The sequence below is a fragment of the Pseudomonas sp. W17 genome, assembly GCF_040268305.1.
Lineage (GTDB): Bacteria > Pseudomonadota > Gammaproteobacteria > Pseudomonadales > Pseudomonadaceae > Aquipseudomonas > Aquipseudomonas protegens.
In genome coordinates, this window is the sequence record NZ_CP158490.1 from 1,033,038 (window position 1) to 1,049,308 (window position 16,271).

The 16,271-nt window shown below is 61.4% G+C and carries 15 protein-coding genes; 4 read left to right on the plus strand and 11 right to left on the minus strand.

Annotation, left to right across the window (positions count from 1 at the left end):
- Positions 1 to 4: 4 nt before the first annotated feature.
- The 6 genes from ABCR88_RS04610 to ABCR88_RS04635 all read right to left on the minus strand — a co-directional run bounded on the left by ABCR88_RS04610 (position 5) and on the right by ABCR88_RS04635 (position 7,376).
- Positions 5 to 1,411, minus strand: a complete 1,407-nt coding sequence (locus ABCR88_RS04610) for an OprD family porin (protein ID WP_011059235.1) — start codon at positions 1,409 to 1,411, stop codon at positions 5 to 7.
- 166 nt (positions 1,412 to 1,577) lie between these two features.
- A complete protein-coding gene (locus ABCR88_RS04615; RefSeq protein WP_041115961.1) occupies positions 1,578 to 3,179 on the minus strand; it encodes an ABC transporter substrate-binding protein in 1,602 nt (533 codons plus the stop codon).
- Positions 3,180 to 3,488: 309 nt separating this feature from the next.
- Positions 3,489 to 5,114 carry an ABC transporter substrate-binding protein gene (locus ABCR88_RS04620; RefSeq protein ID WP_011059237.1) on the minus strand — a complete coding sequence of 542 codons (1,626 nt, stop codon included), beginning with the start codon at positions 5,112 to 5,114 and terminating at the stop codon, positions 3,489 to 3,491.
- A 113-nt stretch (positions 5,115 to 5,227) separates the two neighbouring features.
- Positions 5,228 to 5,635: a hypothetical protein gene (locus ABCR88_RS04625; protein ID WP_041115963.1), complete on the minus strand. Its 408-nt coding sequence runs from the start codon at positions 5,633 to 5,635 to the stop codon at positions 5,228 to 5,230.
- A gap of 265 nt (positions 5,636 to 5,900) precedes the next feature.
- Positions 5,901 to 6,464 carry a cupin domain-containing protein gene (locus ABCR88_RS04630; protein WP_015634148.1) on the minus strand — a complete coding sequence of 188 codons (564 nt, stop codon included), beginning with the start codon at positions 6,462 to 6,464 and terminating at the stop codon, positions 5,901 to 5,903.
- Positions 6,465 to 6,659: 195 nt separating this feature from the next.
- On the minus strand, positions 6,660 to 7,376 hold the full coding sequence (locus ABCR88_RS04635; protein ID WP_041115964.1) for an SIMPL domain-containing protein: 717 nt from the start codon (positions 7,374 to 7,376) through the stop codon (positions 6,660 to 6,662).
- Positions 7,377 to 7,605: 229 nt separating this feature from the next.
- Here ABCR88_RS04635 and ABCR88_RS04640 point away from each other — a divergent pair, with 229 nt between their 5' ends.
- The 3 genes from ABCR88_RS04640 (at position 7,606) to ABCR88_RS04650 (ending at position 11,247) form a co-directional block, all read left to right on the plus strand.
- Positions 7,606 to 8,868, plus strand: a complete 1,263-nt coding sequence (locus tag ABCR88_RS04640) for an ATP-binding protein (protein WP_015634149.1) — start codon at positions 7,606 to 7,608, stop codon at positions 8,866 to 8,868.
- Positions 8,861 to 9,421: a response regulator transcription factor gene (locus ABCR88_RS04645; protein WP_011059240.1), complete on the plus strand. Its 561-nt coding sequence runs from the start codon at positions 8,861 to 8,863 to the stop codon at positions 9,419 to 9,421. Before ABCR88_RS04640 ends, ABCR88_RS04645 begins: the two co-directional genes overlap by 8 nt.
- Positions 9,422 to 9,519: 98 nt before the next feature.
- Positions 9,520 to 11,247, plus strand: coding sequence for an ABC transporter ATP-binding protein/permease (locus ABCR88_RS04650; protein ID WP_350404174.1), 1,728 nt, complete (start codon positions 9,520 to 9,522; stop codon positions 11,245 to 11,247).
- A 42-nt stretch (positions 11,248 to 11,289) separates the two neighbouring features.
- On the opposite strand, the gene ABCR88_RS04655 is transcribed toward ABCR88_RS04650, so the two are convergent.
- Together ABCR88_RS04655 and ABCR88_RS04660 are read right to left on the minus strand one after the other, a co-directional pair.
- Positions 11,290 to 11,481, minus strand: coding sequence for a hypothetical protein (locus ABCR88_RS04655; protein ID WP_011059242.1), 192 nt, complete (start codon positions 11,479 to 11,481; stop codon positions 11,290 to 11,292).
- Positions 11,482 to 11,494: 13 nt separating this feature from the next.
- Positions 11,495 to 13,135 carry a phospholipase gene (locus ABCR88_RS04660; RefSeq protein WP_350023606.1) on the minus strand — a complete coding sequence of 547 codons (1,641 nt, stop codon included), beginning with the start codon at positions 13,133 to 13,135 and terminating at the stop codon, positions 11,495 to 11,497.
- Positions 13,136 to 13,394: 259 nt separating this feature from the next.
- Between ABCR88_RS04660 and ABCR88_RS04665 the strand changes: the two genes are divergently transcribed.
- Positions 13,395 to 14,336: an AEC family transporter gene (locus ABCR88_RS04665; protein WP_232643018.1), complete on the plus strand. Its 942-nt coding sequence runs from the start codon at positions 13,395 to 13,397 to the stop codon at positions 14,334 to 14,336.
- A 54-nt stretch (positions 14,337 to 14,390) separates the two neighbouring features.
- Here ABCR88_RS04665 and ABCR88_RS04670 read toward each other — a convergent pair whose 3' ends face one another.
- Genes ABCR88_RS04670 through ABCR88_RS04680 form a run of 3 tightly spaced genes read right to left on the minus strand, consistent with a single transcriptional unit; the run spans position 14,391 to position 16,257 of the window.
- Positions 14,391 to 14,771, minus strand: coding sequence for a carboxymuconolactone decarboxylase family protein (locus ABCR88_RS04670; RefSeq protein WP_011059245.1), 381 nt, complete (start codon positions 14,769 to 14,771; stop codon positions 14,391 to 14,393).
- Positions 14,768 to 15,832, minus strand: coding sequence for a calcium/sodium antiporter (locus ABCR88_RS04675; protein WP_026020272.1), 1,065 nt, complete (start codon positions 15,830 to 15,832; stop codon positions 14,768 to 14,770). Before ABCR88_RS04675 ends, ABCR88_RS04670 begins: the two co-directional genes overlap by 4 nt.
- Positions 15,833 to 15,882: 50 nt before the next feature.
- Positions 15,883 to 16,257, minus strand: a complete 375-nt coding sequence (locus ABCR88_RS04680; RefSeq protein ID WP_011059247.1) for a septal ring lytic transglycosylase RlpA family protein — start codon at positions 16,255 to 16,257, stop codon at positions 15,883 to 15,885.
- Positions 16,258 to 16,271 lie beyond the last annotated feature (14 nt).

The following is a 16,271-nucleotide window of genomic DNA, read 5'->3' on the forward strand; positions in this document are numbered from 1 at the left end:
TGGGTTAGAGAATATTGAACGGGATGGTGGTAACCAGTCGGAATTCATTGATGTTGCCGTCGGCCTGGTTCTCGCTGGCGCGGTGCGTGGTGTAGGTGGCACGGATCGCGGTGGCTTTCAGCGGGCCGCTCTGTACGGCGTAGGAAGCACCGATGCCGTATTCGTAGTGGTGCTCGCCGTCCATGGTGCGTACGCCATAGACCGTACCGTCTGCCTTGACGCCGCTGTAGGCGGTGCCGTTGTAGTGGGTACCGTCGATGCCCCAGCCACGGGCCTGGTAGATGTTGAACTTGAGGCCGGGCACGCCGTACTCGGCCATGTTCAGGCCGTAGGCGATCTGGAAGGACTTCTCGTTCGGGCCGTTGAAGTCCGAGAGCAGGGAGTTGGCCAGGTAGATGCCGTTGGTTTCGTGCAGGTAGTCGAAGTACTCGTTACCGTTAATTTCCTGGTACGAGAAGGTCAGGCTGTGGGCCTGGTGGGTCAGGCCGAGCGACAGCGAGTAGGTGTCGTTGTCGATCTCGCCCATCTTCTTCTTGCCGGTATCGACGGTCTTGTAATAGTTCAGGCCGGTGGTCAGGCTCAGCACCGAGCTGTCGCCCAGCTCGTGGGTGGCGCCGAAGTAGTACTGGTTCCAGAAGTCTTCCACCTTGGAGGCGTAGAGGCTGGTCTTCAGGCTTTTCAGCGGCTGGTAGTTGGCGCCGACCAGGCTTACGCGATCGGTCTCGGCACCGTTGCTGTTGTACTCGGAGCTGAACTTGGACAGGCTCTGTTCGGTCCGTGGCGATACCCGGTCGAAGCTGCCGGCGTCGAACGACAGGTTGTTGAACTCTTCGCTGTGGATGCTCACCCCTTCAAAGCTCGAAGGCAGCGGACGGTTGCCGATGACGTCGACGATCGGCGTGCTGAAGTTCTGCCGGCCGGCGGTCAGGGTGGTGTTGGACACGCGGAACTTGACGTTGGCCAGGCCCAGCTTGCTCCACTGGCCCACGGCGTCGCCGTCGGAGTGGGTCAGGGTGCGGTTGTTCTTGCCGGCGATGTCCTTGCGGTCACGATCCAGAGCAATAGCGTTGTAGGCGGCGACTTCAGTGCTGACGCCAACGGTGCCTTCAGTGAAACCCGAGGTGTAGTTGAGGATGGTGCCCTGGACCCAGTTGATACGGCGCGGGGTCGAGGTCTCTACACCATTGTGGTTGTACGAAAAACGGTCGTTACGACGTTTCAGCTCGTTGGCGTACCAGTTGCGCGTGGTACCCGACAGGCTCTGCCCTTCGATAAAACCCTTGGTCTCAGCCTGGGCACTGGTGGCGTTCAGTTCAGTCGGGACGAAGTCCTGGCTGACGTTCTCCGCATAGGCCGAGGCGGTGATGCTACTGATAGCCAAGGCTAACAATGCGCTGCTGCTCAGTTTCATGGGTGAAGCTCCTTTGTTTTCTTTTTTAAATGCCGGTTTTTTTGGGCCGGCTGGTTTTTGGAACTCATTCAAGGCATCGCAAACGTTTGCATAAGGCTTGATCGCCGAATTCAGGCAAAGCGTCTGCGTGAGGGCGAAAATCGCCCCCAGGGTTTTGGCTCATCGGTTATGGGGCTAGGCTGACACCCGAAAAGGCGTTGCGGCCGAAAGGACTGACCTTGAAACCTTCGACTTTCGCGCTCAGCGGCTGGTTGATCGTCGAGTGGGCCACGGGTGTGATTGGGACCTGTTGCTTGAGCAGTTGCTGAGCCTGTTTGTACAGCAGGCTGCGCTGTTCACGGTCGGTGACGACCTTGGCCTGCTTGATCAGCTTGTCGTACTGCGGGTTGCACCACATGGAGTAGTTGTTGCCGCCAATGGCGTCGCAGCTGTACAGCGTGCCCAGCCAGTTGTCCGGGTCACCGTTGTCGCCGGTCCAGCCGATCAGGCTGATGTCGTGTTCGCCGTTCTTGGTGCGCTTGATGTACTCGCCCCACTCGTAGCTGACGATCTTCACTTTCAGGCCGATCTTCGCCCAGTCGGACTGCAGCATCTCGGCCATCAGCTTGGCGTTGGGGTTGTAGGGGCGTTGTACCGGCATGGCCCAGAGGGTGATTTGCGTGCCTTCCTTGACCCCGGCGGCCTTGAGCAGCTCCCGGGCTTTTTCCGGGTTGTAGGCGGCGTCCTTGATGGTTTCGTCGTAGGACCACTGGGTCGGTGGCATGGCGTTAACTGCCAGTTGCCCGGCACCCTGGTACACGGCGTTGAGGATGCTTGGCTTGTTCACCGCCATGTCCAGCGCCTGGCGCACTTCGAGCTGGTCGAAGGGTTTGTGCTGCACGTTGTAGGCGATGTAGCCCAGATTGAACCCGGGCTTTTCGATGACTTGCAGTTTCGGGTCGTTTTTCAGCGTGTCGATATCGGCGGGGCGCGGGTGCAGGGTCACCTGGCATTCGCCGGCCCGCAGCTTTTGTACCCGTACCGAGGCGTCGGTGTTGATGGCGAAGATCAGCCGGTCGAGCTTGACCCGGCTTGGGTCCCAGTAGTGCGGGTTGGCGCTGTAGCGGATCTGCGAGTCTTTCTGATAACGCTGGAACACGAAGGGCCCGGTGCCGATGGGTTTCTGGTTGATCTGGCTCGGGGTGCCGGCCTGGAGCAGTTGCTCGGCGTATTCGGCGGAAAGGATCGCGGCGAAGCTCATGGCCAGGTTCTGGATGAAGGCCGCGTCCACGGTATTGAGGGTCATGACTACGGTCAGCGGGTCGGTCTTTTCGACCCGGGCGATGTTCTTGTTCAGGCTCATGCCGTTGAAGTAGGGAAACTCCGTCGGGTAAGCCTTGCGGAACGGATGTTCGGCGTCGAGCATGCGGTTGAAGGTGAACAGTACGTCGTCGGCGTTGAGGTCTCGGCTCGGCTTGAAATAGGGCGTGCTATGGAACTTCACCCCTTCGCGCAGGTGAAAGCTGTAGGTGAGACCGTCCTCGGAAATGTCCCAGCTCTTGGCCAGCGCTGGCAGCACGTTGGTGGCACCTCTTTCGAACTCCACCAGGCGGTTGTACAGCGGCTCGGCGGCATCGTTGTCGGTAGCAGTGGTGTATTGGGCGGTGTCAAAGCCCGCCGGGCTGCCTTCGGAACAGAACACCAGGCTGCGTTCGGCGGCGGTGCCGAACGAACTGGTGGCCAACAGGCCGCTGCCCAGCAGGGCCGGGAAAATCCAGGAATGACGCATGACCGTACTTCTCCATTTTTGTTGTGATGAACAATGGGCCATGACTCCTTCCTGGAGCCTGTACAGGCCATTGATGCCAAACCACTACGTGCGGCAGGTGCCCGTTGGCAGACGCGGCTTCGCCTTGCACCGACCTTGAGGGTCGAGGGCCGGGCGGTAACTGCGTCGAACCTGAAATGCCTGTAGGAATCGGCTCTGAATTCGCAAGACAGTGCGCCAGTGGCGGGTCGTTGCGCAGTAGAGACCGAGCTCCAGCGGGCCGGGCTGGTAAAGCAACGGCGACGTCATGGACGTCGCCGTTGCAGAACCTTATTTGCCGATGCTGACGCCGTAGAAGGAGTTCAAGCCAAAGGGGCTGATTTTGAAATCCTGCACGTTGGCGCGCATGGGTTGGAACACCGTCGAGTGAGCGATAGGTGTCATCGGTACTGCATCTTTGAGGATGTGTTGCGCCTGCTTGTACAGCTCGGTGCGCTTGGCTACATCAGAGGTAGCCTTGGCTTGCTTGATCAGGGCGTCGTAAGGCTTGTCGCACCATTTCGAGAAGTTGTTGCCGTTCATTGCATCGCAACCGAACAGGGTGCCGAGCCAGTTGTCGGGGTCACCATTGTCGCCGCTCCAGCCGATGATCATCGCCTGGTTCTCGCCGCCCTTGGAGCGCTTGATGTACTCGCCCCACTCGTAGCTGACGATGTTCACTTTCAGGCCGATCTTCGCCCAGTCCGACTGCAGCATTTCGGCCATCAGCTTGGCGTTGGGGTTGTAGGGACGCTGTACCGGCATGGCCCACAGGGTGATCTGGGTGCCTTCCTTGATGCCGGCTTCCTTGAGCAGCTCCTTGGCTTTCTCGGGGTCGTACTTGGCGTCCTTGATGGTGGTGTCATAGGACCACTGGGTTGGAGGCATGGCGTTGACCGCCAGCTGGCCGGCGCCCTGGTACACCGAATCGATGATCTGCGGCTTGTTCACCGCCATGTCCAGCGCCTGGCGCACCTTGAGGTCGGCCAGCGGGTTGGCATCGGTACGGCCCTTGAGGACCGGCATCACGTTGTAGGCGATGTAGCCGAGGTTGAAGCCTGCCTGTTCAGGCATCTTCAGGGTCTTGTCTTCCTTGAGGGCCTTGAGGTCGGCCGGACGCGGGAAGAGGGTGACCTGGCATTCGTTCTTCTTCAGCTTCTGGATACGCACCGAGGGGTCGGTGGTGATGGCGAAGATCAGGTTGTCGATCTTCACGTCTTCAGGCTTCCAGTAGTCCTTGTTGCCGGTGTAGCGGATGTTCGAGTCTTTCTGGTAGCTCTTGAACACGAAGGGGCCAGTGCCGATCGGCTTCTGGTTGATGTCGCTGGCCTTGCCTTCCTTGAGCAGCTTGTCGGCGTATTCGGCGGACTGGATCGAGGCGAAGCTCATGGCCAGGTTCTGGATGAAGGCTGCGTCCACGGTCTTGAGGGTGAACTTGACGGTCTTGTCGTCGACTTTCTCGACCTTGGTGATGTTGGTGTCCATCCCCATGTCGGTGAAATACGGGAATTCGGTGGGGTAGGCCTTACGGAACGGCATGTCCTTGTCGATCATGCGGTTGAAGGTGAACAGCACGTCGTCGGCGTTGAAAGTACGGGTCGGGGTGAAGTACGGCGTGGTGTGGAACTTGACGCCTTCGCGCAGGTGGAAGGTGTAGGTCAGACCGTCGTCCGAGATGTCCCAACTGGTGGCCAGGCCCGGAATGACCGCGGTGCCGCCGCGTTCGAACTGGCTGAGGCGGTTGTAGAGGGTTTCGGCTGAGGCGTCGAAGTCGGTTCCGGTGGTGTACTGGCCAGGGTCGAAACCGGCCGGGCTCCCTTCAGAGCAGAACACCAGGTTAGTCGCCGCTTGGGCGAAGGGTGCGCTGGCGAGCAAGCCGGCGCTGACTAATAACGGAAGGACTGCTTTCTTGAACATGGTGGCCTCATGATTTGTTGTCATTTTTGGTGTAGAGGGCGACCTTGTGAGTCGACCCGCCGATACTTATGCAGCCCTCATACCCAATGCAAGATGCAGGGCTGCCACAAGTCTCAAAGAGTGGAACGAACGTACAGGAATGACGCATTTGTATAAATCTTGACGCATTTGATCGTTTGCGCCGGTGTTTTGTGGTGCATGCGCTGCCTTTTCACGGGGCAATCGAAGCCCATCGCGCCCACTCTTGGTGCGGTGCTGGCTGGTGTGCCGGGTGATGCTTGGCCCAGGCGCCCGGCCTTGCCTGACTGGATGGAGGTGGGCGGCTGGGTGAGGGAGGCCGTGGAGAACGGATGCCCGCAATTTTGCTGGCGATGGCGCGTGCTTGGCACATCGTCGCAGGTGCTGAATTCGGGGCTCGCAGTGAGGTTGTCACTGTGGAGGTCGCTGCGGGTTTGTGACGGCGTAGTGCCGCGGATCAGACCCGTTGTCTGCCAAACCTGGAGCGGAAAGGTCTTATCCATGCAAACCTCATTTTTTCTTTTTCTAGGGCATATCTGAGGATTGGCCTTGTGGGCCATGGAAACTCGCCTTCTTATGGGGAGTGGATGCAGCCCCATGGACCCTGTGCGGCGACGGCGATCGCTTTGTTGTGTTGTTGATAGTCGATTCGCCGATGCCGAAATTAAGTCATGCTGAAATCGTGGTCAACGAAAATTAAGCGTGACTAACATTTCTCCCTGTGCACAGGTTTGTCCCAGGGGTTCGACTGACGGCCGTGCGCTGGGCTCAGGCCGCGGAATGGTCGTCGAACAGGCCCATGGTGGTGACGGTCAGGACTTCTGCCGGGCCATTGCCGACGTTGGCCAGGCAATGAGTCTTGGTGGCGTCGAAGTGCACCGAGTCACCGGCACTCAGGGGATATTGACTGCCCTCGATGGTGTAGACGATCTGTCCTGAAAGCACGTAGGAGAACTCCGAGCCGTCATGGGAAATCAGCTCGGACTGGTAGCCCACCGGTATGTTCATCTTGACCGCGTTGATCAGGTTTCCGGGAAAGGAGCTGGACAGGCGCTCGTAGGCCAGTGGCTGGCCTTCGATGGTGTAGCGCACCCGCTTGCCGTCGTGGGAGTCGGGTTGCGCCTGGATCGGCTGGTCGAACAGGGCGTTCAGCGGAACGTTCAGAGACTTGGCGATATTGACTAGGGAAGAGATCGATACACCCGTGAGATTACGCTCTGCCTGGGAGAGGAAGCTGGCGGTCAGACCGGATTCGCTGGCGATCTGGCGCAGGGTTTTCTTGGCGGCGCGGCGATAGCGACGCAGGCGTTCGCCGATGCGATCTGCGGTCATTGAAGAGACTCTTATAGGAAAGAAGCAGTATACCCGGCGGACGTCAGCGACATCTGAGCCGCTGCGCACCGAGGGGCCTAACTCTAACACCACAAAGCCGGGTTCCCCCGGGTCCGGGTTGAAATAGCCGGTAACGAAAAACGGCGATAACCTTGATGCCGAAGGTTATCGCCGTTGGAAGACGCAGGGAAAAGGTCAGGGCATCAGCACTTCGATGGCGCCGTCGGCGGTCATGCTGACCTGGCTGGTGCCGGCCTCGACTTCTGGTGTCACTGGGGCCGAATCCATGCTGGCGGCCTTCATCATCATCGGCGCGCGCATGTAAGGCTGTGGATAGCCATTGCTGTTGAGGTTCAGGTTGACGATCTTGTAGCCCTTGCCGCCCAGGGCCTCGGTGGCCAGTTGCGCACGGGCCTTGAAGGCGTTGACCGCATCCTTGAGCAACGCGTCTTCGCTGGCTTTGCGGGTCGGGGCGGCGATGGCGAAGTCCATGCCACCCATCTTCAGGTCGCCCAGCAGTTCACCGGTGAGCTTGGACAGCGCGGCGAAGTCGGAGCTTTCCAGGCGCAGTTCGGCGCGCTCACGCCAGCCTGTGATCTTCTGGCCCTTGCCGTCGTAGATCGGGTAGCTGTTGCGGCTGCCCTGGCGCAGGGTCACGTCCTTGACCTGGCGCGCCTGGTCCAGGGCCTTGTTCATGGTGGTGGTGATTTCTGCGGCGAGCTTGGCCGGGTCGGTATTCTGCGATTCGCTGTAGAGGGTCACGATCATCAGATCCCGAGCCACTTCCTGGCTGACTTCGGCGCGCAGGGAAATCTGGTTGTAGTGCAGTTCATCGGCGGCCAGGGCGGGCAGGCTGGTGAGGGTGCCGGCGCTGAGTGCGAGAAGGGCGACGCTGCGACTGAAATGCTGCATGAAAACTCCTTGAGTGCGGTCCGCAGGATAAGGTCAGAGCCTGGGTGAAACCTTCAGACTGTGGTTTTTATTCCTCGTTGCAGCCAATTACAACTTTGATACACATGATCGCCGTGGATCGTCCGCGGCCGCTCAAGGCAGTGTGGCGCTTTGCCGCAGTTTTGCCTGTGCCGGGGGCTGCTTGGTTATACTCCCGGCGATTGCCCTGGAGCGCTCATCAGGAGAGCTCATGCTCGCCCCCGTAAAATTGCTGTCCGCAACCCGTCAGAACCTCTGGCGCCTGACCTTTATCCGTACCCTGGTGCTGGCCGCTCAGGCCGGTTCGGTGGGGCTCGCCTACTGGCTGGACCTGCTGCCGCTGCCCTGGTTGCAACTGGGCGTGACCCTGATGTTTTCCATGGTGTTGTGCGCTTTCACCGCGATCCGCCTGCGCACCTCGTGGCCGGTGACGGAGCTGGAATACGCCCTGCAACTGGCCTGTGACCTGTTTATCCACAGTGTCCTGCTGTACTTCTCCGGTGGTTCCACCAACCCCTTCGTCTCCTATTACCTGGTGCCCCTGACCATCGCCGCGGTGACCTTGCCGTGGCGCTACTCGGTGGTCCTGTCAGGTATCGCCCTGACGCTCTATACCCTGTTGCTGGCGCGTTTCTACCCGTTGCAGACTTTCCCCATTGCCCGGGAGAACTTGCAGGTCTACGGCATGTGGCTGAGCTTTGCCCTGGCTGCGGCGGTGATCACCTTCTTCGCTGCACGCATGGCGGAAGAGCTGCGCCGCCAGGAAGAACTGCGGGCGATCCGGCGCGAAGAGGGGCTGCGCGACCAGCAATTGCTGGCAGTGGCGACCCAGGCCGCCGGTGCCGCCCACGAATTGGGCACGCCCCTGGCGACCATGAGCGTGCTGCTCAAGGAAATGCGCCAGGACCATTCCGACCCGCTGCTTCAGGATGACCTCGGCGTGCTCCAGGACCAGGTCAAGCTGTGCAAGGAAACCCTGCAGCAACTGGTGCGCGCGGCCGAGGCCAATCGCCGCCTGGCGGTGGACATGCAGGAAGTCACCCAGTGGCTGGACGAAGCCTTGAACCGTTGGCACCTGATGCGCCCGGAAGCCAGCTACCGTTTCCATCTGTTGGGCGAGGGGCCGGTGCCGCGCCTGGCGCCGCCGCCGGACCTGACCCAGGCCCTGCTCAACCTGCTGAACAATGCCGCCGATGCCTGCCCCGAAGGCCTGGAAGTACGCCTGGACTGGGACGCGGAAAACCTCACCATCAGTATTCGTGACCACGGTGCCGGAGTACCCTTGGCCATCGCCGAACAGATCGGCAAACCGTTTTTTACCACCAAGGGCAAAGGCTTCGGCCTGGGCCTGTTTTTGAGCAAGGCCAGCGTGACCCGCGCTGGAGGCTCAGTGAAACTCTACAGTCATGAGGAAGGCGGAACGCTCACTGAGCTGCGCCTGCCCCGTGCCGCCCGAGGAGACGACCATGAGTGAAGAGATCCAAGTCGAAGGCGAGGAACTGCCGCACCTGTTGCTGGTGGATGATGACGCCACCTTTACCCGCGTGATGGCCCGCGCCATGAGCCGCCGCGGTTTCCGCGTGAGCACCGCCGGTTCCGCCGAGGAGGGCCTGGTCATTGCCCAGCAGGACCTGCCGGACTACGCCGCGCTGGACTTGAAGATGGATGGCGACTCCGGGCTGGTGCTGTTGCCCAAGCTGCTGGAGCTGGACCCGGAGATGCGGGTGCTGATTCTCACCGGCTATTCGAGCATCGCCACCGCGGTGGAAGCGATCAAGCGTGGCGCCTGCAACTACCTGTGCAAGCCGGCGGATGCCGACGATGTACTGGCCGCGCTGCTCTCCGAACACGCCGATCTCGACACCCTGGTGCCGGAAAACCCGATGTCGGTGGACCGCCTGCAGTGGGAACACATTCAGCGTGTGTTGACCGAACACGAAGGCAACATCTCCGCCACTGCCCGGGCCCTGGGCATGCACCGCCGTACCTTGCAGCGCAAATTGCAGAAGCGTCCCGTGCGTCGCTGAACCGCGACTGAACGAATGTCCGCTGGGCGTCGTGAAAAAGCGAGCCGATCTACTATGATCGGCTCAACGCTTGCCCTTCTTCCTATCGAGCCTCAACGATGAATCAGAACGCTGAATACTCCGCGGTCAACGATGCCGTGCGCGGGCAATTCTTTCGCCGGGTCTGGGCCATGATCACGCCGTACTGGTGCAGTGAGGAAAAGGGCAAGGCCTGGCTGTTGCTGGTTGCGGTGATCGGCCTGTCGCTGTTCAGCGTGGCCATCTCGGTGTGGATCAACAGCTGGTACAAGGACTTCTACAACGCCTTGCAGAAAAAGGACGAAGCGGCATTCTGGCACTTGATCCTGTATTTCTGCGGGATTGCCGCGGTGGCGATCCTGGGGGCGGTGTACCGTCTGTACCTGACCCAGATGCTGACCATCCGCTGGCGGGCCTGGCTCACCGAGAAGCACTTTGCCCGCTGGCTGGGCCACAAGAACTACTACCAGCTGGAGCAGGGCGGCTACACCGACAACCCGGACCAGCGGATTTCCGAAGACCTCAACAGCTTTACCAGCAATACGCTGTCCCTGGGCCTGGGGCTGATCCGCAACATTGTCAGCCTGGTGTCCTTCTCGATCATCCTGTGGGGGGTGTCCGGCAGTATCGAGGTGTTCGACTACACCATTCCCGGCTACATGTTCTGGTGCGCGCTGGTCTATGCCGCTGTCGGCAGCTGGCTGACCCACTTGATCGGGCGCCGCCTGATCGGCCTCAACAACCAGCAACAGCGCTTCGAAGCCGACCTGCGTTTTTCAATGGTGCGGGTACGGGAGAATGCCGAGAGCATTGCCCTGTATGACGGCGAGAAGAACGAGAACCAGCGTCTGAGCAGCCGTTTCGGCAAGGTCTGGCACAACTTCTGGAACATCATGAAGGTCTCCAAGCGCCTGACCTTCTTCACCGCCGGGTATGGCCAGATTGCGATCATCTTCCCCTTTATCGTGGCAGCCCCGCGGTACTTTTCCGGCAAGATCGAGCTGGGTGAGCTGATGCAGATCAACTCGGCGTTCGGGAACGTTCAGGAGAACTTCAGCTGGTTCATCAGTGCGTATTCGGACCTGGCGGCCTGGCGCGCCACCTGTGATCGTCTGCTGAGTTTCCGCCAGGCCATGAGTGATAACGAAGAACGGACCCCGGCTATCGACGTGCAGCATCAGGGCGAACAATTGTGCGTACGTGACTTGGGCCTGGACCTGGCCGATGGTCGGCATCTGCTGGCCGGCGCCGAAATGACCGTGAACCCAGGTGAGCGGCTCATGCTCAGCGGCCGTTCCGGCAGTGGCAAGAGTACCTTGCTGCGGGCCATGGGCCGGCTGTGGCCGGCCGGGCACGGGAGCATCCTGCTGCCGAACCGGCGTTACCTGTTCCTGCCGCAGAAGCCCTACCTGCCCATTGGCAGCCTGCGGGAAGCCTTGAGTTATCCACAGTCGGGCGACAGCTACCCCCAGGAGCGTTATGCACAGGTCCTGGAAACTTGCCGCCTGCCCCATCTGGTGGCGCGTCTGGACGAGAGCAATCACTGGCAGCGCATGTTGTCGCCGGGGGAGCAGCAGCGCCTGGCCTTTGCCCGGGCCCTGCTCTATGCACCGCAGTGGCTGTACATGGATGAGGCCACCTCGGCCATGGACGAAGAGGACGAAGCCACCTTGTATCAGGCGCTGATCGATCAGTTGCCGGGCCTGAGCATTGTCAGCGTCGGCCATCGCAGCAGCCTCAAGCGCTTCCATCCACGGCTCGTTCGTATCGAGCAGGGGCATCTGCAAGAGCAGACCCTCACGGCCTGACGGAGGGCCGTTTCGCGAGCGAGCCGTTCCTACAGGCCGCGATTAGGCCTGGTGCAGGATCGAACGGTCCACACGTACGGCCAACTGGCCGCTGCCCGGCTTCGCGTTGAAGGCCACGTTGCCGTGTTCATCCACGCTGGCTCGGGCGATCGGGGCGCCGTTGAGCAGCAGCTCCAGTGGAGCATCCTTGAGAGACTGGCCGGAAGCCAGTTGCAGTTTCAGGTTGATAGCCATGGTGATCTCCTTATCAGGCGTTGCTGTCGATGAAGTGGCTGGCGTTCTTGTCGATGGAGCCGACCAGCTCCGGTGAACCACCACGGAACTGGCGGAACACATTGCGCCCGGTGGCGCTGCTGTTGCTGGTGCCGGCCGGAATGCTCAGGGTTGGCTGGAAGCTGTCGCTCAGTTCCACATAGGCCGACCAGGGGCCGATGTAGGACTCGTTCAACCCGTTGGTTTCGCTGAGGGCGTAGCGCACCGCGTGGCCTGGCAGCCAGTTGGGTTCGCTGGGGCTGTGGCTCTGCCAGCCATCGGCGAGGATCACCGGAACCGCGCTGGGGGTTTCCAGGTAGCCGGCCGGCTTGTTCGGGCTGTAGTTCTGCAGCAGCAGGTAGGTGCTCCAGCCCCACCAGTTGTCGATGGTCTTGCTGTCATTGAGGTTGTTGACGTCGCTGCGGCGCAGGACCTTGTCGCCACTCATCACGAACAGTGGCGAGAAGTTGCCGGTTTTCGCGGCATTCAGGTCCGGCAGGGTTTTAAGGGCTGCGTAGCTGGCGGGAGCGGGGAGGTTGCCGCTGAGGTAGCTGGCGAAGATTTCGTCTGCCGAACTCTGCACTGCCATCTTCACTTGCTGGCGATTGCGATGGTCGACGCTGTCGAAGTAGCGCTTGTCGCCATAGGCGTGCCAGCGATCGCCCTGGGCGTTGCTGACATTCAGGCCGAACTTGCTGTCCTCGTCATGCATGAAGCGGGTAATCAGCGAACCCAGGTCGCTGGGGGTGACGACCGCCGCCACCTGTTTGCGCGGCACCCGTACGTGGCCGGAGGAAAACAGATCGGTGAGGAAATGGTCGGCGAAGGCGTTCATTGCGTAAGCCAGTTCCAGTTGCTTGTCGTCCGCGCTCTTGCCCGCCAGTACCGCTTGCTGCAGCGCAGCGGTATGCCCTGCGGTGTAGGCAGCCAGGGCCCACTCGCCGAAGTGATCGGCGTTGTTGGCCGCCAGCTTCAGGTAGCGCCCCAGGGGGAACAGGGCGGATACCAAGCTGCCGCCCCCGGTTATCTTGTTCCACTCCTCGGACAGGGTGTCGCCCAGGGCGTCATAGGCTTCATGGGGCTGCTTGCCGTCGCGGATCGCCTGGTTGGCGGCGACGATTTCCTTTTGCATCACTGCAAGGATCTGCCGGGCTTCGTCTTTCGCCGCCGGCAGTACCGCAAGGGAGTTGAACGCCGCGATAAAGCGCTGCACTCGATCACTGGGGGTTGCGCCTTCGCAGATCGGCTGCTCGGGAATGCCATAGAAGTCGCCTCCCAGGGCCACCACCTGGCCGTAGGTTAGCGCCAGGCCGTTAGGCAGGTGCAGTTCGACCTGCCACGCCGGGATGGCCGGTGCATCCTTGACGAAGCGCAGCAGGGTGCTGTCGCCGATGGCTGTGTGTTCGCCGCCCTCGAAACGCAGCTGTGGCTGGCCCTTGGTGGTTTTTTGTGCAGAACGAGGCAGGTCTTCCGGGCGGTGGTACTTAATGGTGTGGTGGCCATCGGCGACCAGTACCAGGGTGTCGCCATCGCCGGAAATGGCGATGCCTTGTTCACTGAACAGGCGGTCCAGGTCGGCGACGATCTTGCCCGCGTGTTGTGGCTGTTGCTGCTTCTGTGCAGAGAGTCCTGACATTTCTAGCTCCTTGATATGTCATGGGGGTATTTCCTTATTTAACTGTATGTATATACAGTTGAATCGAGCATAGAGGAAAACGTTTTCCCGTCAAGAAGCGAATGCACCGCTGCAGCATTTTTTCTTCCGCCCCGCAATGGAGCCGTAGGCTGGGTACTGCGTGGGGCAGGCAGATCCGATGGAAGCGAGGCTCCAGACGCCAGCGTGCGGATTGAATTATTATTAGCGCCCTAACGACAGGCTCAAGGTCCACCCGCCCATGCTGGCTATTTTTCTCGAAACCCTGACGATCACGGCGCCGGTCTTTGCCATGTTGCTGCTCGGCCTGTTGCTCAAACGGGTGGAATGGATCGACGACAACTTCATTCATACGGCCTCGGCCCTGGTGTTCAACGTCACCATGCCGGCGCTGCTGTTTCTCGGCATTGTCCATGCCGACCTGCATTCATCGTTGAAACCCGGGGTGCTGATCTATTTCTCCTTGGCCACCCTGGCGTGCTTTGGGCTGGCCTGGGGCTGGGCGATCTGGCGTTGCCCCAAGGCCGACCGCGGGATCTATACCCAGGGCGCGTTTCGCGGCAATAACGCGATCATCGGCCTGGCCCTGGCTGCCAGCCTGTACGGCGATTACGGAATTTCCCTGGGGGCAGTGCTCGCAGCCCTGGTGATCCTGTTCTACAACACCCTCTCGACCATCGTCCTGGCGGTCTACAGCCCGGTGATCAAGTCCGATCCCTGGAGCATCTTCAAGAGCGTTGTCAGCAACCCGCTGATTGTCAGTGTGCTGGTGGCCGCACCGTTCGCCTACTGGCAGATCGGCATTCCCAACTGGCTGGAAACTTCGGGGCGCTACCTGGCGCAGATGAGCCTGCCCCTGGCGCTGATCTGCATTGGCGGCACCTTGTCCCTGGCAGCCTTGCGCAACAGCGGCGAGCTGGCGATGAGTTCCAGTTTGCTGAAGATGGTCAGCCTGCCTGCCCTGGCGACCCTGGGGGCCTGGCTGTGCGGGTTTCGCGGAGCGGAGTTGGGGATCCTGTTCCTGTACTTTGGCAGCCCCACCGCAGCGGCCAGTTTTGTCATGGCCCGGGCGGCCAATGGCAACCACGAACTGGCGGCGGCGATCATCGTCATCACCACGGTGATGGCGGCGGTGACCACCAATATCGGGATTTTCCTGTTGCAGTGGGGTGGGTGGATCTAGGCTTTGCCGCGAGCCGGCTCCTGCACGGCTATCGCGTAGGAGCCGGCAGCAGGTTCACTGCGGTTGCTGATAGGTGTCTATCACTTCCTGGGCCGCGCGAAACGCATCGATGGCCGCCGGCACTCCGGCATACACCGCGCAATGCAGCAGCGCTTCACGAATCTCTTCGACACTGCAGCCGTTGTTCAGTGCGCCGCGCACGTGGCCCTTGAGTTCCTGTGGGCACTTGAGTGCGGTCAGGGTCGCCAGGGTGATCAGGCTGCGGGTCTTGAGCGGCAGGCCCTCACGGTTCCACACACCGCCCCAGGCATGCTCGTTGACGAAGTCCTGCAAGGGCTGGGTGAATTCGGTGGCGTTGCCCAGGGCGCGATCGACGAACGCATCGCCCATGACCTGGCGACGCATCTGCAACCCGCTTTTCTTGTTCTCGCTCATGGTGCTTCCTTCTTGTGTTGGCGGCGCCAGGCTCGCAGCGAACTGAACAGCAGGAACGCCACCAGCGCTGGCAGGACGAAAAACAGCATCAGGTGTTCCAGCTTGCCGGCCAGAGGCATGCCGGTGGTGAAGGACACCACATGCAGCCCGTAAGCCAGGTACAAGCCCAGAAACAGCAGGCCTTCGGCCCGGGTCACGCGGTATCCGGAATAGAACACCGGCAGGCACAGCACGGCCACGCCGAGCATGACCGGCAGGTCGAAGTCCAGGGCATTGGGCGAGACCGAAAGAGGTGTCGGTGCCACCAGGGCGGTGAAGCCCAGCACTCCCAGCAGGTTGAACAGGTTGCTGCCGATGATGTTGCCCACGGCAATCTCGCGCTGGCCGCGCAGGGCCGCCAGCAGCGAAGTGGCGAGTTGGGGCAGGGAGGTGCTGACGGCGATCACGGTCAGGCCCATGACCCGCTCGGAAAGCCCCAGGTCGTCGGCCACGGAGACGGCGGCGCCCAGCAGCAAGTGCCCGGCGAAGACCAGCAGGCCGAGGCCGAGCAGGACCATCAGCAGGCTGCTGATGCGCGGTGCCCAACTGCGCTGGCCGGCCGGTGCGGGTGAGTGGGGGCGGTGCGAATGGCGGGACTGGCGCAACAGCAGGCCCAGGTACAGCACCAGGGCTGCCAGCAGGATCAGGCCGTCGCTGGGGCTGAGTTGTTCGTTGTAGGCCAGCACGAACACCAGCAGGCTGGCGCCGATCATCAGCGGGATGTCCAGGCGCACCAGTTGCCGCGAGACCCGCAGCGGGATGATCAGCGCGGACAGGCCCAGGGTCACCAGGATGTTGAAAATGCTGCTGCCGATCACGCTGCCCACGGCAATGTCGGTGTTGTCGGCCAGGGTCGCCTGCAGGCTGATGGCCATTTGTGGCGCGCTGCTGCTGAAGGCGACGATGCTCAGGCCAATGATCAGTGGACGCATGTGCAGGCGTGCAGCCAGGCGGATGGCCGCGCGCACCAGCAGTTCGGCGCCGGCGATCAGCATCACCAGGCCGCTGATGAGCTGGATCAGGCTGAGCAGGGGCAGTTCGGCAAAAGCGGTAATGGCGTGGGCTCCCGGGGTCAGTCGCTGAGGGCTTGGACGCGGACTTTGGCAGTTCCGCTGCGCAGCATGTCCAGTTGTTGGGCGGCGGCGCGGGACAGGTCGATCAGGCGGCCTCGGGTGTGCGGGCCTCGGTCGTTGATACGTACCACGACGCTCTTGTCGTTGCCCAGGTTGGTGACCTGTACCCGGGTGCCGAATGGCAGTTCGCGGTGGGCGGCGGTCAGGCCGTTCTGGTCGAAGGGCTCGCCACTGGCAGTGCGATTGCCGTGGTGCCGAGCGCCGTAATAGGAGGCGGTGCCGGTTGCGTCATAACCCCGGGGGTCGATGACGTGGCTGGTGGCGCAGCCAGTGAGCAGAGCGAGCAGGGCGCTAGTGGCAACCAGACGCTTCATTCGGGAGCTCCGAT

Coding starts and splice junctions, on each gene's coding strand:
- ABCR88_RS04610 (WP_011059235.1), bottom strand. CDS start 1,411: ATGAAACTGAGCAGCAGCGCATTGTTAGCCTTGGCTATCAGTAGCATC.
- ABCR88_RS04615 (WP_041115961.1), bottom strand. CDS start 3,179: ATGCGTCATTCCTGGATTTTCCCGGCCCTGCTGGGCAGCGGCCTGTTG.
- ABCR88_RS04620 (WP_011059237.1), bottom strand. CDS start 5,114: ATGTTCAAGAAAGCAGTCCTTCCGTTATTAGTCAGCGCCGGCTTGCTC.
- ABCR88_RS04625 (WP_041115963.1), bottom strand. CDS start 5,635: ATGGATAAGACCTTTCCGCTCCAGGTTTGGCAGACAACGGGTCTGATC.
- ABCR88_RS04630 (WP_015634148.1), bottom strand. CDS start 6,464: ATGACCGCAGATCGCATCGGCGAACGCCTGCGTCGCTATCGCCGCGCC.
- ABCR88_RS04635 (WP_041115964.1), bottom strand. CDS start 7,376: ATGCAGCATTTCAGTCGCAGCGTCGCCCTTCTCGCACTCAGCGCCGGC.
- ABCR88_RS04640 (WP_015634149.1), top strand. CDS start 7,606: ATGCTCGCCCCCGTAAAATTGCTGTCCGCAACCCGTCAGAACCTCTGG.
- ABCR88_RS04645 (WP_011059240.1), top strand. CDS start 8,861: ATGAGTGAAGAGATCCAAGTCGAAGGCGAGGAACTGCCGCACCTGTTG.
- ABCR88_RS04650 (WP_350404174.1), top strand. CDS start 9,520: ATGAATCAGAACGCTGAATACTCCGCGGTCAACGATGCCGTGCGCGGG.
- ABCR88_RS04655 (WP_011059242.1), bottom strand. CDS start 11,481: ATGGCTATCAACCTGAAACTGCAACTGGCTTCCGGCCAGTCTCTCAAG.
- ABCR88_RS04660 (WP_350023606.1), bottom strand. CDS start 13,135: ATGTCAGGACTCTCTGCACAGAAGCAGCAACAGCCACAACACGCGGGC.
- ABCR88_RS04665 (WP_232643018.1), top strand. CDS start 13,395: ATGCTGGCTATTTTTCTCGAAACCCTGACGATCACGGCGCCGGTCTTT.
- ABCR88_RS04670 (WP_011059245.1), bottom strand. CDS start 14,771: ATGAGCGAGAACAAGAAAAGCGGGTTGCAGATGCGTCGCCAGGTCATG.
- ABCR88_RS04680 (WP_011059247.1), bottom strand. CDS start 16,257: ATGAAGCGTCTGGTTGCCACTAGCGCCCTGCTCGCTCTGCTCACTGGC.